The organism is Bradyrhizobium sp. CCBAU 11357 (genome assembly GCF_028128865.1).
Classification (GTDB): Bacteria; Pseudomonadota; Alphaproteobacteria; order Rhizobiales; family Xanthobacteraceae; genus Bradyrhizobium.
Window position 1 is genome coordinate 26,351 of record NZ_LBJW01000091.1, and the last position, 25,973, is coordinate 52,323.

The following is a 25,973-nucleotide window of genomic DNA, read 5'->3' on the forward strand; positions in this document are numbered from 1 at the left end:
TAGTCGAAGATCAGCGCGAGCCCTGTGCGTTGACGTTGGAGTGTCAAACGGTGATGCACGGCAGGCCCCCGCCCGTAATCGCGTCATCGATCCATGGTGATCTCTTAAGAGTCTGCGTCCTGTCCAAGTGAATGGGCCCGCCCTGAGCAACAATGCAGGTGATGCGTCGAAGGTATCGCAGCAAATCTAGACGCATTCTTCTAATCAAGCGCCTCTCGAGCAGGCTTGAACCGTCGGCTCACGCATTTGGGTTTCTTGCTCCGTCTTCAGTAACCGGCCCGCGGCTGGCTTCGCGATTGAGCAGCGCGGGAATACTAGTGGCTGGAACCGGACCGCTGAACAGGTAGCCTTGTCCTTCTGTGCAACCATTGGACACCAGATAGGCGAGCTGGCGTTCGCATTCGACTCCCTCGGCCGCGGTCATCAAACCAAGCCCTTCAGCGAGGCCGATTATAGCACGAACGATCACCCGGCAGTCAGTGCTGTCGTGGAGATGTGACACGAAGCTGCGATCGATCTTGATCTTGTCAAGACGAAACGAAAGCAGCTGGCTAAGTGTAGCATAACCTGTTCCGAAATCATCGAGCGCGATGCGGACGCCGGCTAGACGAAGTGCGTCAATCACGCTCTTCGCAGCCCCGCTTCTTTCCACAAACGCGCTCTCTGTAATTTCGATCTCCAGGCGGCGCGGACTAAACCCGGTTTGCTCAAGGACCGATATAATGCGCTCTCCAAGCGCGGAATCCCGCAATTGGACAGGCGAAATGTTGAAGGCAAGCGAAACGGTCTTTGGCCACGCAGTGGCATCAAGACACGCGCGCCGAAAAAGCTGATCTCCAAGAGCGTTGATGAGGCCGGTTTCTTCTGCAATTGGAATAAACACGTCAGGCGGGATATGCCCAGTTGTCTTGTTCTCCCAACGCGCCAACGCCTCGAACCCCACGATGCGATTACTTGCGAGTGAAACCACCGGCTGGTAATGGGGCTCGATAATATTCGTTGCGATAGCGCTCCGAAGCTCACGCTCAATATTGATGCGCCGCTCGACATGCATGTCCATGTCCGGTTCAAAAAAGCGAACGCGCGACCCGCCGTCGCCTTGCGCGCGATAAAGCGCGCGTTCTGCGCGCCTGACCAACTCGTGGGGAGTGACGCCATCAAGCGGAGCGATGGCGATGCCAATTCCAAGACTAAGCTCGGCTGCGCCAGTCTCAATCACCAAACTGTCGGCGGCAGACACCACGACACGGCGCGCCAGATCGGCGGGCTCCTCGAGGGAGCTAATGTTGGGCAGGACGATCCCGAATTCGTCGCCTTCGATCCTCGCCAGGAGACCGTCCTTGGGCAAGATGTCCGCAAGCCTTGTGGCAAACTCGCAGAGTGCCTTGTCTACCGCTGCATGGCCGTGCGTATCCTTGATCCGCTTCAAGCCGTCGAGGCCGAGCATCAGAATAGCGACTTGATGCGTGTCGGTGGCGAGGCCAACGTACACATCAAGTGTGTCATCAAACAGGCGGCGGTTTGGAAAGGCAGTCAATGGATCGTGCCGCGCCGAATCGCGGACTTCTCCTTCTGTGATGGTTTGTGCGTCAGTGCCGCGGGCAAGTTCTCGATAGCGCCGAACACTAAAGATTGTGAGCCCAATGCTCAGCAAGAATGCAACGAACACGATGAATATAGTGTCGTCGAGAATCGGATCCACATAGCGTTTTCCCAGCTGCGCTAAACGAGGGCCAAGCCCATAAAAATGCGCTAAGAGTGAAGTGAGAACGACGCCGCCGAAGAGAGCAATGAAGTCCCTCGTGGCAGAACTGCGCCAATCGACGCGCAATATGCGCAATCGTGGAGTTGAAATTCCCATCTCAGTCGAACCGTCGCAACGCAGGGTGCGGGGGTCTTGCCCGCAGCATGATTGTTGAGAAAGCCAGATGTTGCGCTGATTGCGGAACGTCAGTAACGGCTTCGCAAGCCGCAATGAGCCGTCGGGTCGCGATAAGGTGCTTCCGGCGAAAGTGGCGTTCGAGCGACCGGCAGGATTGCGCATCGTTAGTGCGGCCGAAGCAGCGAGCTATATGCTGAATATGCCGATTCAAGACGTTGGACACTCTGGAGCGCAAGCGCCGAGCGAAGGCGCTAGTTCACGTGCGATAGCAATCAGCGCGACCAGCCTCCTACAAGTCGCGCCTCGTGATCCGGAGCTTCTGCCAATTGCCTGGCGAGCACATCGACGATCGCGGCGCGGGCCAAGAGGCGGCCGCCTTGGCGAGGTGACCGCCAGCTGAGCGCTCGATGGAACGACGGCTGTCACGCGACGCCGTTGTAGCAAGAACCGACATAAGAGCTCCCGGCTGCTAGTGGCCGCAGCTTATTGCGGTGAGAACCGGCCTGCAAATGTTGCAATGGATGGACCATGACCGAATAGTTGTTAGTAGAGTTGCGGCTTTGGCTCGGAGAAGAGCGGACGGGCGTCCGCCCCAGAGCACGGGAGACGGAGTGAACGATGAACGTTATCCTAGACGAAAACCACACGGTTGCGGCCTTCAAATTTTGCGCGATAGAGTCGCTGGTCGGCGACGGTCAAGAACCCGTCGAGCGTGTCTCCATCGCGCCCGAACTCCGACACTCCAACACTGATGGTGACGCCGACCGATGGTTCGGCCCCGACATCGAATGCAGTGCGTTCGATGGCCGATCGAAGGCGCTCGGCGACCGCTCTAGCCGCGTCGAGCGTCGCCCCCGGAAGCAGTACCATGAATTCTTCACCGCCCACGCGCGCGACAGAGTCGTAAGGCCGGATTGCCTCCAGACACTTTCGCACGAATACGCGCAGGACCTCGTCGCCGACGCTGTGACCACGTGAGTCGTTTATGTCCTTGAAATGGTCGAGATCGAGCGACAGCAGGGACAACGGAGCTCCGGTCCGCCTGGCCCGTGCGATCTCCGCGCCGATATGCTCGATGAAGTGGCGCCGATTCCCGGCACCGGTTAGTGGATCGGTTGCGGCGAGCCGCTCCAGCCGTTGGTTGCTCAATTGTACTTGCTGAAGCGCCTTTTGAGTGTCGGCCATCGATTTGGCAAGGCGGGCGGTCATTTCTTCCTGGCTATAGATGGTGGCGAACGATTGCGTTGTTCGGAACGCCCGGACGACGCCATAGCTGAGCAGAAAAAAACCGCCAGCAAAGATCGCGTGAGCCAGCCACCACATATGATTCCACGGCGTCGCCAAAATGAATGCGAGCGACGATAGCGCAAACCACGCGACAGAAACGCCGAAAACAAGCATGAGCGGCGAGTGAATCCGTCGCATCAGCAAGACGGCGACGTTCAGCGCACTGAATAGCAATGCGCCGCCCTCCATGGACAGGCGGACGACCGGGTGCCCAGCATAGGGTGAATAGGCGATCAGCGCGACGGCTAAGTCCATCGTAAGGAACAGGCCAATCCACGTCAGCCATGCGCGCGTGTCCGAGCGCTTCTCAAGTCCGTCTGACGGCAGGTTGTAGCTGAGTAGCCCGACGAAGAGCAGAATAGACATCGCCAGACGCGACGCTGGCCCATAGAGCAGAAACAGCCAAATGTTGCGATGTGCCATGCCGGTGAAGGCGCCGTGCAGCGTATAGATCAGCACGAACGCCAGAAAACCAAGGGTCAACCATCGCAAGAGAGGCTCGCCTGAAGACCGATAACAACGCCACGTCACATATGTGACGAATAGCCCCTCCAGGGTGGCGACGGCGATGGCGAATTCGTGGAACAGGTGGTCTTCAAACTTCAGCGCGGGATCTTGCTGGAAATAGAGGTAAGCGATCAACTGAGTGGGCAGCAGGGCCAAGCCGATGATGAGAAGGCTCGTATACGCTTGTGTGATCAGCCGCAGCGCGCTGGGCGGCTCGTGCAACATAAGATTGGTACTCATATGCTATACCGTCATTCCATGATGATCCCACGCGTCCTTTCATGAACTCGTGGGCCCCTATTCAAGCACCTTGGAGTCCTGCTGGACAACCAAAGTAGAAGGCATCATGGTTCGCCTCCGCAGTAGGTTATCAACACGCCGGCACGGGTGATCAAGCTGCACGGGCGCGGAAGTCACAAGAGTTACCTTTCCGTCCATCGGCTGCACTCATCCGGGCGGGGCTGCGACGCCGCCAGCATTGACTTGCCATCCAAGGCCAAGTTCGCCACTGCGGGATCGTCGGCGACGTTGCGGGTTAGGTGTTCGAGCCCACCACGTTCGTATCGTGCGTGTTCAATACAGTATCCCAGCCTCCGCCCCGAGTCGGTAGGGCCGCTGTGACGATCGGCGCGGACTGGTTCGGCTCGGAGCCAACGCGCGTGATGAGCAAACCTTAAGTGTCAGGCCGCTTTGATTGATGAGTTTCTTGTATGCCATCTGTGACCTCCGTTCTGGGCGTGTCCCCGGGCAAAATGCGAGCCAGAAGTTCCACTATATACATGAGCTGGCTAAGCTAACCCCCTGCCACATCTTGTAGGCGGGCGAAAATTCGAGCCTGCAAGGGCTGGGCATGTGACTTTTTGCCAAGCGGCTGGAGCGCGGCTGCTTTTTGTGGCCGTCGTCGGCGGACGGCGTGGTGACAATCACCCCAGTTCAGCTTCGCTACATGCTGGACTACCCATGCCCGGCACGCTTCGCAAAACGGCTGATGTTCGCGGTAAGTAAGGCTACGCTGCTGCGCGTGGTCCGACGCCGTCACCGTCCCCGGCTGGCCCGCTCAGGGTTATCGGATTCTAGATAAGCTGGGCCACTGCCATCGTTCCCGCAGGGCCGTATCGGCCGCGCGACTAAGCCAAGGTCGAAGTCGGCGTCCAAATCGTCGGGCGACGGATTTTGGCGCGCCTGCGCAACCGCCGGTTCTTGTCGCTCGCCGCCTTCAACGAGGCGATCCACGCACTGCTCGTCGATCTCAACAGCCGACCGCTATGGAGCTGGGGGCGAAGCCGGCGCGAGCTGTTCGAGGAGCTTGACCGACCGGCACTGACCCCATTGCCCGACGAACCCTACGAGTACGCTGAGTGGAAGCGCTGTCGGGTGAACCTCGAATATCATGTCGAGCTTGACAAGCATGACTACAGCGTGTCTCACAACCTCGTGCATGAAGAGGTCGAGGCACGGATCACGCTGAAAACCATCGAGAGCTTCCTGCGCGGCAAGCGCGTCGCCTCGCATCTGCGCAGCACTCTGCCGCATCGGCCAACGACGAACGACGAGCATATGCCAAGCTCGCATCGCCGCTACCGCGACTGGGCTCATGAGCGGATTCGTTCTGAAGCCGCCAAGGTGCGCGCCGACGCCGAGACGCTGATCGACGTCATCCTGGTCGCGACCGCATCCGGAACAAGGCTTCCGCTCGGCCATCGGCATTCTCGGGCCGGTCAGGCGCTACGGCGAGGAACGTGTCGACGCCGCCTGAGCCCGTGCGCTGCTGCTTAACGCCCGTTCCTACAAGTCGGTCGCCGCCATCCTCAAGAACGCCGCCGACAAAACCGCTCCTCCCGCCCAGGAGGCGTCGTCCTCTTACACGCCAACATCCACAGCCGCAGCTACTAAAACTAATCAGAAGATCATTGTGCTCATTCATCCGACCGTCGACCGCCTGCGCGCGCTCGGCCTCACTGCCACGGCTGATACCCTCATCGAACTGCAGAACAATCCCGAGGCCACCGACATGCCACACCCCGATTGGCTTGGTCTCGTCGTCGATCCCGAGGTCACCGCCCGCGACAACCGCCGCCTCGTACGGCGCTTGAGCAATGCCAAGCTCCGCCATGCTGCCATCATCGAGAATGTCGACTATCGCACCGCTCGTGGTCTCGACCGCTCCCTCCTTCAAAGCCTCGCCACATGCCAATGGATCGGGGAGCACAACCATCTCGTCCTCGTCGGTCCGACCGGTACCGGCAAATCTTGGCTGGCTTGCGCGCTCGGCAACAGGGCCTGCCGCGATGGCTTCTCGCTCCTCTACGAGCGCGCGCCCCGCTTGTTCGCCGATCTCGCCCAGGCGCCTGGCGAAGGTCGTCTCGCACGCCTGATCGCGGCGCTGGAGCGCGTCGATCTACTCATCACGGACACCGAACCCAACGATGTCATTCCCATTTGTGCGCTTCCTAGATGCATTCGAATTCCTAAATTCGCGCCGCGCCCTAGGCAAAATCGTTGTGGAAATGGGCGGCTAACGCCTTCCGACGCGCCAGGATCGGGGCACGGGCCCCATAGCCTTCCGGCGAGCCCACCGCTTGCGGACGGTGAGCCCTTCCTTGCTAATAAAGGCGGTAAATCCGATTGATCCCCGACGGCTCGCCTTCCGTCGCAGCAGGACGACCACCCGGCGATAGCCGAAACGTCGTCGGCGACGTCGCGCAGCAGGCCGCGGAGAGCCGCGTCCGGCGGACGGCTGGAGCGAGTGCCTGGTCCAGCCGAACATCGGACCAATGCAGGATCACGCTCGCGTTGTCTAATCCCGGGGCACCGGTTTGTCCGGGGCGGCTTACGACAAAAAGCGGCATGCGCCATCGGCAGAAGCGCCCCACCTCGATAGCCAGCCGAGTATCACGCGCGCTGAATGTCCTGCCTCGATGGAGGTGTTCGCCCTTACCCCGGAGAAAGGTGGCCCGAATTCGACCGGAAGGGATTATCAGCAGGCTACGGAAATGAATGAGGCCGCGAGACGATGCAATCCCGCGGCCCCGCCACCGGATATAGCCAAAAGACAGTTTAAGTACCGAATTCCCCGCCAATGTTCCGCCAGGAGAACACCATTTTCAACAAGTTGACAATCCTTGCAGCTATGGAGAAAGGCGCGGAACTGCAGATCATCGCGGCCGCGAGATGGATGAAGCCAATAAAGTTGACGGTTCGCCCGTCATAACACGATACCGGACGTTTGATTGTCCCAGTCATCGCGTCGGCCTCAAAAAAGGAATGGTAGGCGAGGCGTTCCTTGGAAAGATAAGGTTGGCATAGCCGAAGCTCCGGGTCCTCTGCCAACGAGAGATTCGCGCCATCGAAATTCACCCGGCCGTGGCGCACGACCTGTGTGAGATGGCAATGCGGGCAGGAATTACGTTACCCCCTGTTAGACCGATACTCGCCCCGCGATGAGCGGCCGGCCGCAACGAATTATGTCGTCAGCTACGCCAGGAACTTGAAGCACGAGTCAACAGCTATCGCCGCGATAGGCTATTGCTAGAAGTAGTAGGCTAAGCGCGCTGTAGCGGCCTAATCAGCCGCGTTCGGCCCGTCCGCCTTAAGACGGTGAACCCAACCCGCGTGCAGTCGCCAACATGCAAGGCATGCGACCGTTTTCGCATCAACGAACGAGTGCACCGCGTTTTTCTGTTGGCACCCTTATTGCTGCGATACCGCGAGGCTCAAATGGCCTGAGGTGCATCAGGACCAAGGCGGGATTGCCTTCACCAAAGCGCGAAAAGGAGCGAAGGATGCCCGAGCTTTCTACGAGCAACTCAAACCTCGTGCTCGGAGTAGAGGAGCCCGGAGGTGCCCACTCATTCGGAGGAGGTTCAGTGGGCGCGCCGAGAGCCCGGGGCAGAACTCAGGATTGGATGAACTCCTGAAGCTTTATGGACCACTGTTTACTTGGATTTGCGGCTTCCGAAAGGATATCAATGGCCTCGAGCTTGACCACCGTCCACTAGTGTACGCCAACTTTTTTGGAGCACCAAGAAGCTCTCGTCCCGAGGCGAGCGCTGCATCATTCGTTGTCACGTAAATGTAAGAATTAAAAAGCCGGTCTCACCGCCGGGATCACGAACTTGAATTCCTGAAGAGCACTCCAAGTACGGCCTCACAGTGCTTGAGGGATAGCTCGCGACCGCCACAAGGGCGATTGCAGGGTTTGCTACGGTACTTATCCCTTCGGTAATAGAGAGGACACCTCGTGCGCCACGCTGAATACAAGGCTTATAGCTCGGTACCCGACAAACGCGCTGCCACGGTCTTTGCTCCCAGGATAGAGATGCGCATCAACCGAAATACCTGTCACGTCGGGCATCGCATTCCTCCTCGCTTTTGGAGTGTTTGGGCGCAATCGAACATTCAGCTAACTCATCTCACCAAGACTACTCGGTTGTCGAGCATCCTGAAGAGACTGTGATGTGCAACTTCCAGTGCGGCTCGGTAGCCGTCGGCTCATAGATCCGGTGATCGCGATTGTCTTGCCGACGACGCATCCAGTTCTGCGCGTTGCACTTCGATTCTGTGCTGCAGAATGAGCTTGACGATTGTGCGTTCATTCCGGCGAAGCGTGCTCACCGAGGATGACGATAACTCGACAGGCCTCTCTATCTGTCGTCTGCGACGTCGATGCCAAGCGCCTCATTGGGTGTTATAGGACTCGCTCGGCTGCAGATGTCGAGTTGGAGTACGAGAAGGCCGCCGACAACTTTCGCCTCTTCTTCTGTTGCCTTCCCGCTTGTTTGCTTGGCGACGCGGAATGTCGAGAGTCCGACATGATCAAGCGGGAGATAAACGGATGAGGAGCTCGCATGGCTATCAAAGCTGTGTGTGGCTCGATAAGCCTTGATAAGTCGAAACGCTATCGCTGTGCATGGCCCGAAAAGCATGCTAGCGGATACCCAGGTCGCGCGAAAAGGTCGTAACAGCTCCAGCAACTCTGCAAGAGTCGCGTGAGTTTGCGTTCGTATCAGATTCTCGGCGCGCCGATTGCACAGAGTGGATACTCCAATTCGCAAGGCTCGGAGAGCTTCATGCGTTCTGCGCCCTACTCCCGCGGCCAGCCTCGAACAGCTCAGTATGTGCGCCTGTGCGGAACCGGCATTGCATCGCCCTGCAATCCACGCCCATCTTCCGGAGGAAACTCCGTCGTGAATTGTCGGGCTCAACAAGGTGGCCCAATGTCGCGATGCCAATTCAACACTCCGACGATAACGCCTGAGCGGCGGACGCGTGTCCACGACGTGAAATCGTTATCGAGTTGGTTTTCGCGGCGAGTTGCACGGCCATTACGCGCAGCCGTTGGGCATCGCAACGGGACCCAGCAGATCGAACAGGGCTAATTGACATAGTGGATGTCGCAAGACCTTGCGCCACCACACTGATCGAGGAAGCAAAATTATGGGACGTCTCAGCGAAAGAGTCATTCTGGTCACCGGCGGGGCTCGAGGGATGGGGGCCGCTCATGCGCGCCTGCTGGTAGCGGAGGGAGCTAAAGTCGTGATCACCGATATTCTTCGTAAAGAAGGAGAGGCTTTCGCGGCCGGCCTTGGCACATCCGCGATCTATGTGCGTCAAGACGTCGCTCAGCCAGAGGAATGGTGCCGAGCGATCGCGGCTGCGGAGAGCAAGTTTGGCGCGCTGCATGGCCTCGTCAACAATGCTGGCATAGCCAGTATTGCTCCTATCGAGCAGTTTCCACTCGAGCAGTGGACGAAGACCCTTGCTGTCAATCTCACCGGTGTATTTTTGGGAATGCAGACTGCCCTGCCCGCCATGCGCCGCGCGGGCGGAGGCTCGATCGTCAACATCTCGTCGGTCGAGGGGCTGAGGGGTAGTGCAGGGCTTCACGCCTACGTTGCTTCCAAGTTCGGTGTGCGGGGCATAACCAAGTCCGCTGCTTTGGAGGCCGCTGCGTCTGGGGTTCGGATAAACTCAGTCCATCCGGGGTTAATCAACACTTGGATGACAAAGGACTTCGATTCTTCCAGTTTTCCAATTCCGCTTGGGCGGGCAGCCGAGCCGCCGGAAGTGTCGCAAGCAGTTTTGTTCCTGCTCAGTGACGAGTCCTCTTATCTTACGGGCTCCGAAATCGTCGTCGATGGCGGTCTGACGATCGGCATCCCGTACAAGTGTCAGGCGCCCGAAAGCATCTTCTGACTATCAGTTGACCAATTGTCACATAAGCGAGATCTGATCCTTTGCTCGCCCGGGCAAGCCCGCTGGTGTGGACAGCAAGACGCCGTGGTTCGTTGCTTCGGGCTTGGCGGCGCTCTCCGGCGCGGCGTTCATGATCCCCGACGGGCATATGCGTGGCCGATCGGATTACCATTCTCGAGTGGCTGAACCTTCCAGGTGGGGCGTTGGACGGTAGTTGGGACCCGGAAAGAGGGTTCGTCATCCGAGGTGATCCAGAGATGGAGGAACATTTCGAGTGCCTCTGGGATCTGTTCCGTTCGTTCTACTGGCTGAAATACTCGGTCGGACGGCGATGGAAGCCGTCTATATCCTCCTCAGATTGAACGCGGCGTGCCCGAGGTATTCAGTTCGACCTATGATATCCGCAATCGCTAGCGCCAGGGGTAGACTGCGTGACGGCAAGGAAATTGAGATCCCAGCCGGCGTTCCTACCCCAACATATTCTGAAAAAGATTAGCCCAACCGAGCTTGGTGAACTGATGAATAAGTACCTGAGTTGAGGTGGGACGCTGTCTGACGTAGTCGGACATCGAGCAACGGGCTGTGCCGTGCTTCTCCCGCGCGGCGCCACTACCATCGACGTTGATGTCCCGAGAATAGCCCGCGCCCGGTGACCAGATGGGGCTTTCCACTCCTGCCGCTGATGTCAACGGGCACCTTAGACGCACAATCGAAGCTGCCTAGATTGGGCAGCCTCGTGGATCGAGGCGATCTGCGCGCCAGGCAGGAGAATATCAACGTAGACGCTATTGATCTGCGGGACGATCGGACAAGCACCGCATCAGTAACAAGCGCCTGGCCGATCTGCCCGGAGATTGGGCCTGTTAAAGCCAGGTCGAGCCTACGGCGCTGGAGTGGCGCTCGTGCCTCGGCAGCCCGGCATCACATCCGCGACGCCTCCGGCAAGAACCAGCTGGATCGAGCACCGACAATTCTCCTGCTGCCCGACGGGGACGATCCGCAGCATCTCGTCATCCCAATCGCTGGCGTCGATCCGCCGAATTTCCGACGATGACATAGGCGCGGGCTCCGACATGTGGAGCGCTGCCCCTTGAAGAAAGGAGATAGCAGTTGATATCAAACCAGAATTAAAGATGCCGAATGACTTCAAGCGCCACTTATGTAGAAAACGTCAGGAATCGAACATTCAAAGGCTGGCCCGATCGACGATCACAGTTGGCACATGTTTTGAATGAGAGACCTCAACCAGAACAGCTAAGTCGGAATCGAGTTGTTATCAAACATCACACATTCCGACACCTGCTTTGGGACGGGCGCGCTCAAACAGTCCGAGGGAAGGCAAGAGTTCGCTACGAAAACAGATGCAGCCGACAAATCTCCTTTGGTTCATTCCTTCCGAGCTCGTTCAGAAATACCCCGCGCCCCTAGCTTTCTCGCTAGGGCACGAAAACAGTGAACTTGGAAAGACATCATGACAGTGGAGACAGAAATAAACACTGCGCGCGCAGAAATGCGATTGACCACCGTCTGGACAGTTGTGCTCGGCTTTGATGGAGTTGGCCTGACGCAACTCAATATCTGAGGAGCATGCCTCAGTACGTTTACGGCCTGTGGCGCGCGAGCATTCGAGCATGGCACGGCATACGTGACGGAAGGAATTCGCGCTGCGACCCTCTGGCTGCCCCCCGGCGTAGAGCAAGATGAGGAGGCGCTCGACGCAATCATGGCTGACCCCCTGCGCCCGGAGATTACCGACGATATGGTGCAGCTACGGCTGCAAATGGCCGCACATCATCCTCCCAAGCCACATTGGTATTTGCCATTCATTGCCGGCGATCCGAACTGGGTTGGACGGGGACTTGGCACATTGCTGATGAAACATGCCCTCAAACGATGTGATTCGGAGGGCGGCGACGCCTATCTCGAAAGCTCAAATCCGGACAATGTTGCCTTCTACCAGCATCATGGTTTCGAGGTCATCGGAGAGATACAGCATGGTGGTTCGCCGCGGCTAACTCCAATGTTGCGGACAGCCCATTGAGGAGCGTGATCCGGCGTAGGAAGTTTCGTACGCTCCAGCCCACCTTATCTTTGAGCGGCCGTTTCGACTGACCGCCGTAATCCGCATGCCGCGAACAGTTGAAAAACGCCGAGACGCGAGCAGCGCCAAAATGCTATGACTGGCAGCTGTAACAACGAAGGCATCTCGGCGTACGAGGAGGCGTGCCTTGGAGTCGCCATGGCTCCGCCCCAACACCGTGTCATGTCCCGTGACGATCGGTAGGCGACCCGCGACGCCGGTGCTTGAGACGTTTTTGGCGCACGGCCGCTTTTTCATGGGTAATCGTCTAGCAGGTGCTCTACCTGCGCGGCGCCTCCTGCTCGACTGCGGCAATGGGTTTGTGGAAGATCCCGGCTTACCTGCTGATGCTTAACGTCTTCTCGGAGCGCTCGCGATCTCGATTCCGGTTGACGCGGACGGACTAGGATAACTGGGAGCTTGCGAAGTCCGAAGCACGACTGGCTTACGTGACCCGGCCGTCAGCGAATATCGTTACGACACCAAACCGGTTCCCCCTCTGCACGCTCTCGAGGGCAGTGTGCTCCGCGTGGGTAATCTCGCCTCGCGGTCTTCTCCGCTTGTGCTTCTCCCTTTTGATCGGAGCGACTGGTTACTGCAGTTCCGCGCCAGCGCGTGCATCCGATTCGCGCGCCCTCAACCGGTCGCCGCCCGCGTAGCCGCGTTCCGCCGGAATTCACGGGAGACCGTCGAAGCAGCCCGTCCCTAGCGGCCGTAGCCTGACGCAAAGCGGTGATCTCGCGTAGTTCGATGCTAAATTTAAGGCTTCGGCTGCGACAGGCGCACCTTCTCCCCGGAAGCCCGAAACCAAATGAAGGGTATGTCCGCACGGGTGAGAGCACGTGCCACATTGCCGCATCTGCGACTTGCCCGATTGCCTTGTAGAGCGCCGTGCGGGCGCAACTCGACTTCACCTCGTAGATTTCGCGCAAGGCGCCGCCGGTCTGGACCCAGAGATCAACATAGCTGCCCTTGAAAAAGTGGTCTTAAGCGGTAGCTGCAATGATCCGTGCTTTGCCCGGGAAGTCCCATAGCTGATAATGGCGCAATCAACAGAGTTGCCGAACGAAACGTTCCGTCCATAAAAAGCGAGCCAAGGTGCTTTGTTCAAGAGCGCCATGACAGCCTCTTGCGAAACCAAGCCGAAGTCGGCCAAGGCGCAAGAAGTAAGCTGTGATGAAATTATGTCGGCACGAGCCGCAATTGCCCATGGGGCCTCCAATCGGCGTGAGCAATTTGCGGAATATGTCGCCAAGCCGCTTCCCTAAACTCGCATCCACTACTCTCTCGATCAATCCAACATTCACCTTCCAAGGACCGCAAACGGGCCTTCTGCCGATCGATCCCTTAACGTCAGCCCCATAGAGCACCCCCTCGCGAATCAGGTGCTCAGCAAGGAATCACAAGTGATTCTTTCGACTCAAGATTTCGCCGATCGGCGGATCATCCCGAGTAGTCAAAGTTATGGGTAATTCAAAGGCCTCACCGGATGCTTACGCCCTGTTCGAAGCTGCCAACGTTGTTCTCAGGCTATCAACCCGATGGTCTCCGATGAAGGCCTGGGCGGTGCGTGTTGCCCACCGGCAAGGAAGCAAGCGTGCAAAGGTCGCGATGGCCAGAAAGATGGCAGACGACCATCCATATCGATCAGCTTAGCGTCGCGCTTCCGAGCGCGATGTCCGTCGTAAACGTCCACGACTTGTTTCTGATCAGATGAGGCCTATGAAATCGTCCATTATTGCCTTTGCGCTATGAATGATATGTAATGCGCACGCCCGCAGTAGGGATACGCGATCTTTCAATCGATCAGCCTGACCTGGACGGCTCTGTACTTCGGGCGGTGTTTATTGAAGCGAATTTCGAAAGTCACGCGCGTGCCCGACACCAGATCAGACCCTGCGCAGTCGCGAAGGTCCGATATGTGCACGAACAAATCCTTTGGTCGCCACGTCAGGGCGAATGAACCCCCAGCCCTCTTCAGCGTTGTACCAGCCACCGTTCCAGTGCGCATCTCTGCTTCCATTATCTTGTGAGTTGAGATCGCGGGCTGCTGCTCCGGAGCTGCGGGTGCACTTTCCGCCGTTAACCCGTCTCGAACGCGGAACTCGTGGATTGGCCATCTGCTCTCCCGCTTAGGTGAGGCTGATGCTGTGTTACTTACCTGCCTCTTGGTCCCGTCGTCCGACATGACGGCGACGAGCGTGAGCGAACGAGCGCCACCAGTTGAATATCCTGATCTGATTCACCTCGCCTCACAGCAAACCGGCGGGGCGCACCAGGCGCTAGCTGCAACGAGCCCGCCCCTAACTCACCGCATCTGGAACATTCGGTGATGCTGCCCAGAACCGAGCAAGGGTCGTGCTGAATCGAGAATTGGAGGGTCTGCAGGCGCTTCGTGTGCGTCAAATTTGTTCGCGTTGGTCTGAAAACAGATGCTCGGCACTGTCCGTCCCTGGTGGTCCCGCCGAACTTCGGACCAATGCAGGATGACGCTGGCGTTGTCCGATACCGGGGGCACTGATACGTCCGGACGGTTTGCGCCAAGCGGCAGCATCTGCCATTGGCAGAAGTGACCCGCCTCGAAGCATGAAAATGTAGGCCCAGCGGGTCCACAATTATTGAAGGCGTCGAACTGTCACTTTCTCTTTCGCACTACTTTCGGCGAAAGTTCGACCAGCCTCACTGATCAGCCTGGTCGCTGGGGAAAGGCAGACGGAGCAAGGGCGGAATCGTTCTTCTTTTTCCCGCTTAATTCTAAACGGCGTGTACGTGCCGCACGCCGGATGATTTGCCCGCCGTCAGCCTATTTCACGCCTTGCGTCTCTTAACTTACCGAAGACCGATGGCTGTGCCTGAGACGATCCAACATCTTCCAGCCTTCGCCAAACAATTTCGAGCAGGATTGCTCCGCGAAATCCAGGTGGCACTTCAGTAGCTCAGAAGGAGTTTTGGAGTCCGCAAGAGTCTTCATGAAGGTGGCCTGATCGTGCAAAGAGGAAGCAGCCAGCTTTAGCGCGTCGCGGAGCGACGCTGCGAACAGGTTTGTTGTCGCTTCGATGGATTTTTGCCATTCCGGAACCGTAAATGAAATGCGCGATGCAGCTGCGGCGCTTTCTCCAGTTTCATCCGTGGGGCCACCTGCTCCAGGGCGCGATGCCTCGGCCAGTTCGGGGCCTCCACGTGGTCGCCGTTCGCGTTTTCCGTCTTCGCCTAAGGTCTCTGGCATTGCATATCTCCCGAAAAGATTACTAGGAGCTGAGTGGTTCGCTGCAGGTTTTCGAGCACCAGAGGTACCACAACCATCAACACGTTGTACCTGTCTTATCTGGTAGCGTTGGCTGCGAGGAAGAAGCGCGACATCCATTGGGGCTTCCGTCCTCAGAACATTGGAACGGTGATCCAACAGCGCTAATGTGGTGTGATCACGTTGTGTGCCCAGGCGGACTTGGGCACTTTCCGGCGCATATACGTTGGAGAGACCAATATCGAACTGCTTAGCGGGCTGCCGCCGCTAGGCGCCGCATGAACCCTCTGTGCGTTCCCAATTCTGCTCTTTCAGGAGTCCATCGCTGAGCTTGAAATTCTCTGCGGTTGTGTAGTGACAAGCGGCGCGTGTTAATCCGGTCTGAAGACGGAATATTGAGCTAAGTGACCTTGCCCCACGGGCTTAATCCAGTGTGAAGTTCGCTCTGGCCCACGACAAGGACAGAGCATGAAGCGCAGCCGCCTTTCGGAAGAGCAGATCATCGGGATTTTGAAGGAGCACGAGGCCGGCGTTTCGGTCGCCGGGTCTGTGCCGCAAGTATGGCGTCAGCGACGCCAGCATCTACAAATGGAGGGCCAAGTTCGGCGGGATGGATGTCTCCGAGGCCAAGCGGCTGAGGACGCTGGAGGACGAGACACGAAGCTGAAGCGGCTCCTCGCCGACGCCATGCTGGACAACGCAGCCTTGAAGGGCCTCCTGGGAAAGAACTCGTGGGAAAGAAATGGTGATGCCCGCGGCCCAGCGGAAAGCTGTCGTCCATCTCCGAGACGCCTTCGGGATGAGCGAACGGCAGGCGTCTAAAACCATCGGCAGACGCGATAGACGTCAGGCCAAGCTAGGCCGCGAACTCCCGCGCGGAGCCGAACATCGTCGCGTCCAGCATCCGACGACACATCACCGAACGCCTCACCGGCCGAAGACGGCTCTACAGGGACCGCGCCACGACTGAAGTGGCAACACGGTTTGTTGAGCCCTAGCTCAACAAGTTCCAGCTCGAACAAATGCACGCCGCCTTTGCGCCCTCGCGCATTTTGTCCGAGAGGACCGCGATTGAGCCGGGCTTCATCTCAATTCTGAGCTTCTTCTTTTTGGGCCGTTTCGTGCGTCATAAGCTCAAGTTCGAAGGCGACGTCCACATAGATAACGTAGCTGCCGCGCGACCGGCTGTGGTGTCCTTACCCGCATGGTCGAGAGAAGAAAATTACTGCCTGTCCGACTTAAAAGCCCCTGATCGACTTGAAAGCAGGTAGCCCTGGCCCTCCGCTTGAATGAGCAAGGTGGGAGCGGAGGTCAGGGCGTGCGCCGCGACCTTCAACGTGATGGCAGCCGACCATTTCTGGCAGGGTGCCAGCCGGAAACTTAGAGCGTAAGATGGTCGGCGACTTTCTATCACCCGGAGAGCAGCACAATGGAACCTCGCATCCAAATCCTCCGGGAGCTTATTGAGATCAAATTGAAGTCGTCGCGGCGGCCATCTGCGAAGGCAACGGCGCTTTAGAAGCCGAGCTTCGTTTGGAATGGCTTACGCGCGAGCTGGTGAGCGGGCAGCGCGTTTTTACTGACCAGAGCATAGCCCGAACGGGCTTTAGAGGCTGCAGTCCGCCTCTCGCATGCCTCGGCCCTTCTCTCAAGCAACCGCGATCAAACTAGGAGCCTTCTAGGCCCAACAAACGCGTTTAGTCGGGCGGGCGAGTCGCTCTCGGAGCTTTAAGGCGCCCAGTTGTTCAGTCGTTCGGCCGGGCAGTCGTTCAGCCTAAACGGTTTACCGGGACATCGCAGAATTAGTGGCGGCGAGTCTGCCTAGGGGTGGGATCGCGCTGTTGCGGGCAGTGCGTCGTCCTCCTTTCCGTGGTGAGGCTCTGTGCTGAGAGGTCCGGAGCCTCACTGGCCGATCGCCAATCCCGTCAAGAGAGACCTGCCACAATGAACTACCAACCGTGGCCCGGTCTTTGCCGGCCTGGCTGAGGGCTTGCGAGCGCGCCATCGCGACCGAGCCTAAGCCGAGCGAAACGATCCACCTCGACCCGGAGCTGCTAGCCGCAGCTGAACGACTTCAATTACTCATCACGGCTGAACGTCAGCGGGGCAGCCGACGAGAGCCTCGCCGCGCCGCTCCGAAGGCATGGGGGCGCAGCATCATGCTTCTCGTTCAACTACCAAGACAGGTAAGGGTGACTGTCGCAGGCAGTGCGGGCGAGACTCGGCGCTGTTCGGTTGCGTTGGATCAGACACTGTCCCTATCCCCGCCCGCACCACCCTTTGAAGTTTGCGGCAACGTGACTCGGCGCTTATCCCCCACGCATACACGGAGGAAGCGCTGTCCCTGCCACGAGCCGCCAACTCCCACACGGCCAGCCTCATAGCAGCGGAGGAAGCTGGCCGCGAGGTCATCAGGACGAGCCTAACTACTTGATCCCTGCCCACCAGTCGGAAGCAGCGCGGGCGCGGCTCGGAGCCGGTTAGCCAGGGAGGCATCAAGGCCCGTATCCTGCCACACCCACGCTGCCGATGAGTTTAGCGGGCTGCCGCGCCTCGCTAAACCCAACGGTTTTGTACCGGGGCCAGCTGACTGAAAGCTGACGAGACCGCGTGCAATTCACCCAACGAAACGCGGCCCGCGTGGGCCACCTGTCGTCAAGAACAATGAAGACGTTCAGGCCGCAGACAAAAGGCGTTCGGCCTGCTTACGATCAGCGGCAGCCGCCCCACGACAACAGGCCGGATTGGCGATCAGCACCACTGCACGCTTAAGACTGACCGCCCTGACGACCTCACGCTCTCCTGGCTCGTGCGCTTCGACCAAGTAGAGCTGGTCGTCTGAATTGCGCATCAGGTGCGTCCGTGCTATTCGAGATCATCCTCAATTCGCGACCACGCACAGTGCACTCTCGCGCGGTCGCTTTCGAGCAGATCGTCATCGCTTTGCTGGGCAGCACGAGAAAAATGTCGTCTTCCCGATGACCTACAGGCACGCTGCGTCGACGCGGCACGCTGGAGAGCTCGGCGCTGGTGGTTCTGTCGGTGCCAAAAACAAGGGCTCGCTGTCGCTATGTCAGGCGAATTGTTTAGTTGTAATCCGGACACGATGCTCTGGGGAAACCCTCCACTGTGCTGCCAAGCAGGTTCTGCCATCCCCTTGGAACCGCCGTCGCCGGCCAACTGGTGGGCGCGGATCGGTTCGTAGCCGCCAGCCAAAGCTTTCCTTCGCTTGGAATTGCGCCTAAGTTCCCGACTGATCATGGGTGGCGACCGGCCCAGGGCCGCCGCAATTTGGTTTTGAGATATACCGCCTGCGGTATATCTCACGCGCTGCTCAAGGCTGAGCTGGCCATAACATCGTCCCATCGCAACAACACCTTAGCAGGTGTTGCACTTGCATCGTGAACCGAAGCCGCTCTTCACTTGATCCAGTGCTCCGCGACAGGAGCAGTGCGATCCTCAGAGATCGGTTCGATGAGCCTGAACGCGCTCCGGCTTGCGGCAGCTACAAAGCGGAGCTGCGTCGCCGCAACTAAACCGTAGAACACCCAGGATAGTGAACAAGGGCACTATCTGTCTAAGGACGGTGGCGGCGTCTCCTTTGTGCGCGTTGGCAGTATCGGATATTCGATCTTGGGTAAACGGCCGCTCAGTGAATTAAGAAACGCAACGATATCGTTCGTCTCCTTCTCGGTGAGCTCGGCGCCGAGCTGGACCTCACTCATAATGCCGACGGCTTCCTGGAGCGTCCAAACCTGACCCGAATGGAAGTAGGGAGCTCGCAAGGCTACGTTGCGCAAAGGGGCGGCGCGGAACACGTATCGGTCGCGGAAGGCCTTCGTGACCGCGAAACGCCCCTGGTCGGCTGCGGGAAGCAGTTTGCTGTCTGGTCTTTCAATCACGCCGAACGGGAAAAACTCCTGCCCACCAATATTGATTCCGTTGTGGCAGGAGGCGCAGCCTTTGTCCATGAACAGCCGCAATCCCGCCTTTTGGTTGCCATCCAGCGCGTTGCCATCGCCGTTCAGGTATTGGTCGAACGGAGCTGCTGGTGTCGTGAGCGTCGCTTCGAAAGCCTCGAGCGCTTTCGCGAAATTGTCGAAGGTGACCGGCGGTGTATCAAGCGGGAATGCTTGCTTGAACCTGCCAACATAATCTTCCATCGAATTCAGTGTGGTCGTTACGTGATCCGCAGTCGCATTCATTTCGGCGCTCGCCTGAACGGGCCCCTTGGCTTGCGCCTTAAGATCCGGCGCGCGTCCGTCCCAGAATTGCGCGACATTGAACACGGAATTGTAGACGGTTGGCGCCCGCCGCGCTCCCCGTTGCCAACCGTGACCAACTGACGTTGGACCCGCGTCGACGCCGCCGGTTCCAAGATTGTGGCACGTATTGCAGCTAATGATCCCACTCGCCGACAGACGAGGGTCGAAGAAGAGCATCTTCCCGAGCTCCGCTTTCTCGGTCGTCACGGGATTGTCCTTTAGGGCGGGGATAGCAGAAGGGATCGGTTTGAAGATCTGTCTGGCTGTCATCATCAAATCGTCGTTTGCGATAGCATTGCATGAGACGAGCATCAGAACGGTAGTAATCGATACCTTGCGCATGACGTGAGACTTCCAGATGTTGCGGCGCCGCTACCGAAGAACAGTTCTTCAGAAAAGGCGCGCACTGCATGGATGGCTGCTGCCATGCAGGAACTGAGCCAGCGCGCCCGAGTGAATTGGTCTAGGGTTTCTGTGTTCGATGTTGGTTTCACCGACAGTGGTCGTTAGCCCGACACGAACACTTCGACTTCTCACGAAGCAAGCGTTTTGCCGCTCTTCGAGGAGGCACAACGCGTCTCTCCGACGAACGCAGGGGTGCAGTTGACGTCGCAGGGCACCTGTCCCGGGAGCTCAGGTAAAAACCCGCTCCAATTGGATTCGAATCGATGCCACAGGCGTGCGCCGTCAGTCCCTCCCCAACCGGCTTTGGTCCCATGGGGCCTGAAAGGGGCTGCCAGGCTGTCGCGCCGAGATGAGGCCCGGCGCTGAGCTCGATGAACTTAGCTGACTGTCTGCCGGATGGGCGGCGCGTCGAGGGCGCCGTGCACCATTTTATGTGACTAGCAGCATCCGACTGCGTGCCTTATCCGAAGAGCGGAAAGAGGTTTTTCATATCTAAAGCAAAGCGAATTGAAATGATCAACCCGCTGCCGCCGTAGAGCTCAACTGGCCGCCATACGACGAGTCAGCGAAGCAAGCTGGTACTGGCGGGAGAGAGGGAGCTGCACGCGAGCGCCACTAGGCAGCCGGTTGTTGGTGACCACCACGGTAGCAAAACGCCTGCGTCGACCTGGCGGTCCTTCTTCGATGGCCAGACCAAGATTGCGGGGAGAACCACGAGGTACATTTTTCGGCACTGGTCCACTGCGCTCTTCGAAGGCGCAGCATCGCTGCTTGAGAGACGATTCGGCTGTACTCGGGCGCGAAGCAGAAGTTCGAATGGGAATATGGGGCCGTTCAGTTGACGAGGCGTTGGTACTCATGACACGAATAGGCGCGGCCTCCGTCCTTGCCGCCGGTGGCACGCTGCGGCGACATCCAAAAAAGCGTGTTGCAAAGAAGCGGAATGCCGGTGAGCTTTTCATATTTGGCAAGAAGCGCCGCCACTTTCTGCAGAGACGTTCGGGAGATAGTCTGCAATCGAGCCGGTCCGTCTAGGTGTACAACGGCGGGATTTTGTCGCGACATCCGCGGCGCCCATTTTGATCGCTGGTCGCACGTCTTGGCGCGAAACGAGCCGTTCCGCTCTGGCGATTATGACCGTCTCACTGCAATCATCGCCACTTTGGAACGGGAGCAAGCAATCGAGACGCGACACGTGATTCAGCCTCCCTCCCCGGCCGGTAGACTCCCCCTCGGGCTCGCACCACTTATAAATCACGGGAAAATGCCCGTAGATACGCTCACTCTGCGGGGGATGACCTTCCCGGTCAGCTTTGAACCTCCTCCGAATGAGTGGACACCTTTAGTAGGCTCATTGAGCCCGGAGGTGTCGAATGGAACGTCAACGTCGGTCATTTACCGAAGAGTACAAGCGCCAGGCCGTTGAGTTGGCTTTGAGTGGGCGCTCGATCCAATGCCAGTCTCCTGGTCGCGATCCGGCAAGTCCATCAAGACAGCAGCGGGCGTTACGGCAGTCCTCGCGTCCATGCCGTCCTGCGCAACCAGGGACGTGGCGCCAGCCGTGGCCGGATCGAGCGGATGATGCGCCGGCACTGCATTCGAGCCATCATGGTACCGCCGCGCCGGCGCACCACCGACAGTCGTCACGACCTCCCGATCGCACCGAACCTGATCGCGCCTGACCTCACCGCTCCCGCCCCGAACCGGGTCTGGCTCGTCGATATCACCTACAGTCCAACCGCGGAGGGCTGGCTATACTTGGCGGCCGTCATGGATCTGTTCAGCCGAAAGATCGTCGGCTGGGCGATGCGGGATCATTGCAGGTCGAACTCGCATCCGCGGCACTGACTATCACCATCCAGCAGCAACGGCCGCAGAGCGGATTGATCCACCACTCCGATCGTTGCAGTATGCCTCACACGCCTATCGCAACGTCCTCACCGGCGTCGGCATCATGGCATCATTGAGCCGCAAGGCCGATTGCTACGACAATGCCCCCGATGGAGAGCTTCTTCCATACCTTGAAAACCGAGCTGGTCCATCATCGCGACTACAACACCCGTGCCGAGGCCCAGCGCGATATCTTCGCCTTGATCGAGGGTTTCTACAACCGAACAAGACTCCACTCCGCCATCGGATATGTCGCCCCGATCGAAGTGGAGCTAAAAGCCGCTTAACCCGTCCACTTTTTCGGGGAAAGATCACTTCTTCCGATGCTTTGGGGCTGGCCGTTTGGGGGTTAGCGGCGCGTGGCAGGGACAGCGTCCGCTCCAGGGCAACCGATCGACGCCGAGTCGTGCCCGCACCGCCTGAAATCCAAGGCTGATCACCAAAGTCGCCGCCACTTGTCTTGATAGTTGCGCTAGGCATTCGTCAGAGCGAATATTCGCTCACAGCTTCTCCCGGCGAGGCTGGCAAGGTTGAAGTTGGCGGCACGTGGTAGGGACAGCGCTTGTCTGCAATCAGGTGCCGAGTCACTTGCCCGCTAACTTCAACCACAGGGACGAACAGTGCACGTATTCGAGCGGCACATCACAGCCCTACGGTCGCAAGCGCTTGAGGTGCTTGCAGCCAATCAGGTCCGCGCGGCCGATCGGTCTCTGAGCCCGGCAGATCGCCAAACCGCGACATTTAATTCCGAGGAGGCTCAGGCAGTATTAGGCATAACTTGATTGCGTGACACTCAACCCCGGCCCGAAGGAGGCGCGGACGATCGCTGCACGCATAAGCCAGCTTCTAGAGGGGGGAAGGCGCTCACCTGTTTGGGTCTGATAGGTTCGAGGAAGAGCTTTCCGGTATGCAGATAGCGCTTCAAATGAAAGTGCGTGGGTCACATGCACCTTCAAGGAAACTGGGAAGCGACTGCGCTGTCCTAATTCCCTCTGCGGGTGTCCTAATTAGGACAGCACCCGTGACGCCGGCTGCCCGATAGCCGCTCGGCCTGTTGCCGCCCACCCCCGCGACTGTGAAGTCCCATTGGGTGCCGCCCGACGGCGCTTCTATTTTGTCGCCTCGGTTGGCACGTCCAGTTCAGTCGTCCTAAAGCCTGCGGGACACGGCACCGCCAACGGTGGCCATCCCGTCACCGAACACCTGCTCGTCCAGGTCGGAGGCAAGGACGTTGCCCAGATAGGCGACAATCCACATAATCCTGGCAGTGGGCGAAAAATGGCAATCGGAGACGACGAACACTATCAGGCTACGCTGAAGGACATCGGCCGCTACGTCTTGGCTGACGCACGGAAGTGTTCCGCATTCTCCGCGGCCACAGCTAAGGATCGAGATAACTCCCGCGCCGACGCTGTCCCTACCCCGCCCGCGCTGCCGGAGAGCTGGCCGCGACATGACTCGGCGCCTTGGACGTCGCATAACGAAGCGCTGTCCATGCCACGCGCGGCTAAGCTTGATGGCCAGACTTGCCGCCTGACCACCGCTCCTTCCCTGGGGTGCCGTCAAGCTCCAGGGACCGGCAAGAACTATAGCGCCAAAGCCGCTCGTCGCGAGCCTACCTGATTTGGTTGGTCAAGACGGAGATTCAGTGATGACATAACGCCAGAGGCCCCATTTCCCCCGCGCGGTTGATGGCGCTAATGGTCGTTTCACCACTGCCGCCATCTCGAATGGCAGGAGACGCAGCGTTCGATTGCCGAGTACCTTGACGAGCTTCACGACCTTCGCACTGCCTTGCTTGACGAGCGTCAAGAACGAACTGTTGTTGTTGACTCGGTATCTTTGCTCCTGCGACAAAGGACATGACCAATGGACGTTCTTGGTCACTTGAGCCCGAAGCGGGGTTGCTGCACGAGGTGTTAGTTTCGGGCTTCAGGTCATCGAAGCTGATGCCGCCTAATTTCGTCGACGGTCGCCAACATGCGGTGAATGCCATAAGTCAACTCAGTCGAATAGCGCGTTATCGAAGTCGTTAATTACGACACGTTTGACGTCTTCATTCAAAGAACTACCCCGTTTTCCGCTCCATGGCCCCCTTGGAGATCGTCTCCTGAGAGCTCGCAACCAGGTCGAGCGGATCTTTCAACAGGATCGATCAACGCCGTGGGGTGGCAACGCGCAATGATACCTCGTTGAAAGCAGCGACTGACGCGCTTTCTCCGCGGAAACAGCGAGAGCCCGAGATAGCTCAAGCGCCTGCTCCACTGTCACTTGGAAGTGAACGCCGACAATGCTTGCAATGACGAGCGTGATTTCGTCATCCATCTGCTCAATACAGATCGCGGCCGTTTCATTCAGTTCGATCTGAGCAATACGTCCGACATCCGGCTCATTCGTCATGGCTACACTCCATCCGGAGATTGGGCTCGCGACTGGCATACGGTGCGTCCCGACAGCGATTCAGCCAAGAGAGCACGAACTGGTCAACTACAAGAGTATGTAGGTAAGGCGCGCGTCACGAAGTCAGTCGCTGTGGGGATTAAGGTCGAAAGCAAGACACAACCACGTGCCGCGCGATCTTTGCACCGGCGCTAAACACTACCAATACGACCGCGCCGCTGATGTGATCATAGCAGGGATCTCTGCCGATGTCCCGAGCACCTGGGAGATAGCCAGATCACAGCTGTAGTGACTCCCCAGCTCAACAGTTATTGTTTGCCGTCGCAAGTGCGACAACAACAGGAAGGAGCGCGGGCGCGGCCCGGCGTCGACAATGCTTACCTACGCTGTCCCTACCGCGCCCGCTGTGCCAGTGGAGTTAGAAGCGATGCGACTCGGCGCGCCCATTGCAGAAGAGCAGCTGTCCCTATCACTCCCCACTAATTTGGTGGCCAGCCTACCCGGGAGTGCAAAGCTGTGAGCTGCTGCCGGTTTGATGGACACCGAGATTAGGTGTTTCATGAAGCCGGAGGTGGGCGATGAAGAGACGGAAGTTCAGTCGCGAGTTCAAGATCGAGGCGGTCTAACTGGTTAGGGAGCGTGGGGTGTCGGTGGCGCAGGCCGGACGCGACCTGGATGTTCATGAGAACTTTCTGCGCAAATGGGTGAAAGAGTTCGGCTCCGATCAGGTGCAGGCCTTTCCCGGCCACGGGCAGATGAAGCCGGAGCAGCAGGAGATCGAGCGGTTGCGCCGTGAGGTCGCCAAGTTGAAGGCCGAGCGGGATATCCTAAAAAAGGCCGCAGCCTTCTCGCGAAGGAAGCGACATGAAGTTCGTCTTCATCGTGAAGCACCGGGCGATCTGGCCGGTGGCATGGCTATGCGATGCGCTGGGGGTGTCGCGGTCGGGCTTCCATGCCTGGCTGAATCGTTCGCCCAGCGCCAGATCCCGCAGCGACGAAGAGCTCGGCGGCAAGGTGAAGGCCAGCTTCATGGCGAGCGACCGCACCTATGGTGCGCGCCGGGTGTGGCGTGATCTGCTCGCCGATGGGGCGGACTGTGGCCTGCACCAAATCGAACGGCTGATGCGCCTGCAAGGCTTGCGGGCGCCGCGCCGCCGGCGCTTGCCGAAGGACAGCGGCGTTCGACAGCTCGAGACCGTGCCGGCGAACCTCCTTGACCGGCAGTTCGCGGTCGAACCAGAAGTGGATCGCCGACTTTAGGTATCTCTGGACGGCCGAGGGCTGGCTCTACGTCGCAGCGGTGATCGACCTGTTCTCACGCCGGGTGGTGGGTTGGTCGATGAGCGCCGCCATGACAGCTCAGTTGGTAACCGATGCCCTGCTGATGGCCGTCTGGCGACGCGGCTAGCCGGACGCCCTGTTGCACCACTCCGACCAGGGCAGTCAGTACACCAGCGAGCAGTTCCAGCGTTTGATGGCCGACCACGGCATTCTCTGCAGCATGAGCCGTTCCGGCAACGTCTGGGACAACGCAGCGATGGAGAGCTTCTTCTCGTCGCTCAAGATCGAACGGACCGCCGACAAGATCTACCGAACCAGAGACGAGGCACGAGCCGATGTGTTCGACTACATCGAAAGTTTTTACAACACGATCCGCAGGCACTCGACCATCGGCTGTCTTAGCCCGGTTGAGTTCGAGAAGGTGGGATTAGCTTAACCTGGTGTCCATCAAACCGGCAGCAGCTCACTGACTGCCCTCGCCTCAGCGAGTTGAGTCTAGCCCACAAGTTGCCTGGCGGGAGCACGCGACGGTGGCGG

At 58.7% G+C, this 25,973-nt stretch carries 10 protein-coding genes and 7 pseudogenes; 8 read left to right on the top strand and 9 right to left on the bottom strand.

What is annotated here, in order from left to right; translation table 11 throughout:
* Nucleotides 1–238: 238 nt before the first annotated feature.
* Together XI05_RS12445 and XI05_RS12450 are read right to left on the bottom strand one after the other, a co-directional pair.
* On the bottom strand, nucleotides 239–2,044 hold the full coding sequence (locus XI05_RS12445) for a putative bifunctional diguanylate cyclase/phosphodiesterase (protein WP_271501893.1): 1,806 nt from the start codon (nucleotides 2,042–2,044) through the stop codon (nucleotides 239–241).
* 468 nt (nucleotides 2,045–2,512) lie between these two features.
* Nucleotides 2,513–3,916 (bottom strand): GGDEF domain-containing protein, encoded by a 1,404-nt coding sequence (locus tag XI05_RS12450; protein WP_271501894.1) that lies wholly within the window; start codon nucleotides 3,914–3,916, stop codon nucleotides 2,513–2,515.
* Nucleotides 3,917–4,849: 933 nt separating this feature from the next.
* On the opposite strand from XI05_RS12450, the gene XI05_RS12455 reads away from it, so the two are divergent.
* Both XI05_RS12455 and XI05_RS12460 read left to right on the top strand, forming a co-directional pair.
* Nucleotides 4,850–5,452, top strand: coding sequence for a Mu transposase domain-containing protein (locus XI05_RS12455; protein WP_271501895.1), 603 nt, complete (start codon nucleotides 4,850–4,852; stop codon nucleotides 5,450–5,452).
* Nucleotides 5,453–5,588: 136 nt separating this feature from the next.
* Nucleotides 5,589–6,077, top strand: a pseudogene (locus tag XI05_RS12460) (ATP-binding protein); the annotation flags it as partial.
* Nucleotides 6,078–6,165: 88 nt separating this feature from the next.
* On the opposite strand, the pseudogene XI05_RS12465 reads toward XI05_RS12460, so the two are convergent.
* Nucleotides 6,166–6,421: pseudogene (locus tag XI05_RS12465) on the bottom strand (IS3 family transposase); the annotation flags it as partial.
* A gap of 2,691 nt (nucleotides 6,422–9,112) precedes the next feature.
* Between XI05_RS12465 and XI05_RS12470 the strand changes: the two are divergent.
* From XI05_RS12470 to XI05_RS12480, 3 genes are all read left to right on the top strand, one after another.
* Complete coding sequence (locus XI05_RS12470; protein WP_172788334.1) at nucleotides 9,113–9,871, top strand: glucose 1-dehydrogenase; 759 nt, start codon at nucleotides 9,113–9,115, stop codon at nucleotides 9,869–9,871.
* A 152-nt stretch (nucleotides 9,872–10,023) separates the two neighbouring features.
* Nucleotides 10,024–10,233, top strand: coding sequence for an oleate hydratase (locus tag XI05_RS12475; protein ID WP_271501897.1), 210 nt, complete (start codon nucleotides 10,024–10,026; stop codon nucleotides 10,231–10,233).
* Nucleotides 10,234–11,594: 1,361 nt separating this feature from the next.
* A complete protein-coding gene (locus XI05_RS12480; RefSeq protein ID WP_271501898.1) occupies nucleotides 11,595–11,912 on the top strand; it encodes a GNAT family N-acetyltransferase in 318 nt (105 codons plus the stop codon).
* 2,863 nt (nucleotides 11,913–14,775) lie between these two features.
* Here XI05_RS12480 and XI05_RS12485 read toward each other — a convergent pair.
* Nucleotides 14,776–15,177, bottom strand: coding sequence for a hypothetical protein (locus XI05_RS12485; protein WP_172788337.1), 402 nt, complete (start codon nucleotides 15,175–15,177; stop codon nucleotides 14,776–14,778).
* A 486-nt stretch (nucleotides 15,178–15,663) separates the two neighbouring features.
* Between XI05_RS12485 and XI05_RS12490 the strand changes: the two are divergent.
* Nucleotides 15,664–16,027: pseudogene (locus XI05_RS12490) on the top strand (transposase); the annotation flags it as partial.
* Between the two features lie 1,842 nt (nucleotides 16,028–17,869).
* On the opposite strand, the gene XI05_RS12495 reads toward XI05_RS12490, so the two are convergent.
* From XI05_RS12495 to XI05_RS12510, 4 genes and pseudogenes are all read right to left on the bottom strand, one after another.
* Nucleotides 17,870–18,046 carry a hypothetical protein gene (locus tag XI05_RS12495; protein ID WP_271501899.1) on the bottom strand — a complete coding sequence of 59 codons (177 nt, stop codon included), beginning with the start codon at nucleotides 18,044–18,046 and terminating at the stop codon, nucleotides 17,870–17,872.
* 323 nt (nucleotides 18,047–18,369) lie between these two features.
* Nucleotides 18,370–18,561, bottom strand: a pseudogene (locus XI05_RS12500) (helix-turn-helix domain-containing protein); the annotation flags it as partial.
* Nucleotides 18,562–18,764: 203 nt separating this feature from the next.
* Nucleotides 18,765–19,802, bottom strand: a complete 1,038-nt coding sequence (locus tag XI05_RS12505; protein WP_271501900.1) for a cytochrome-c peroxidase — start codon at nucleotides 19,800–19,802, stop codon at nucleotides 18,765–18,767.
* Nucleotides 19,803–20,789: 987 nt separating this feature from the next.
* Nucleotides 20,790–20,951 (bottom strand): annotated as a pseudogene (locus XI05_RS12510) (carbamoyltransferase C-terminal domain-containing protein); the annotation flags it as partial.
* A 363-nt stretch (nucleotides 20,952–21,314) separates the two neighbouring features.
* On the opposite strand from XI05_RS12510, the pseudogene XI05_RS12515 reads away from it, so the two are divergent.
* Nucleotides 21,315–22,042: pseudogene (locus XI05_RS12515) on the top strand (IS3 family transposase); the annotation flags it as partial.
* A gap of 1,855 nt (nucleotides 22,043–23,897) precedes the next feature.
* Here the strand turns inward: XI05_RS12515 and XI05_RS12520 are convergent.
* Entirely contained in the window at nucleotides 23,898–24,155 is a 258-nt protein-coding gene (locus XI05_RS12520; RefSeq protein ID WP_246708969.1) for a hypothetical protein, read from the bottom strand.
* 626 nt (nucleotides 24,156–24,781) lie between these two features.
* On the opposite strand from XI05_RS12520, the pseudogene XI05_RS12525 reads away from it, so the two are divergent.
* Nucleotides 24,782–25,872: pseudogene (locus XI05_RS12525) on the top strand (IS3 family transposase).
* The last annotated feature ends 101 nt before the right edge of the window (nucleotides 25,873–25,973 follow it).

Coding starts and splice junctions, on each gene's coding strand:
- XI05_RS12445 (WP_271501893.1), bottom strand. CDS start 2,044: ATGCGCAATCCTGCCGGTCGCTCGAACGCCACTTTCGCCGGAAGCACC.
- XI05_RS12450 (WP_271501894.1), bottom strand. CDS start 3,916: ATGAGTACCAATCTTATGTTGCACGAGCCGCCCAGCGCGCTGCGGCTG.
- XI05_RS12470 (WP_172788334.1), top strand. CDS start 9,113: ATGGGACGTCTCAGCGAAAGAGTCATTCTGGTCACCGGCGGGGCTCGA.
- XI05_RS12480 (WP_271501898.1), top strand. CDS start 11,595: ATGGCTGACCCCCTGCGCCCGGAGATTACCGACGATATGGTGCAGCTA.
- XI05_RS12485 (WP_172788337.1), bottom strand. CDS start 15,177: ATGCCAGAGACCTTAGGCGAAGACGGAAAACGCGAACGGCGACCACGT.
- XI05_RS12495 (WP_271501899.1), bottom strand. CDS start 18,046: ATGCGCAATTCAGACGACCAGCTCTACTTGGTCGAAGCGCACGAGCCA.
- XI05_RS12505 (WP_271501900.1), bottom strand. CDS start 19,802: ATGCGCAAGGTATCGATTACTACCGTTCTGATGCTCGTCTCATGCAAT.
- XI05_RS12520 (WP_246708969.1), bottom strand. CDS start 24,155: ATGACGAATGAGCCGGATGTCGGACGTATTGCTCAGATCGAACTGAAT.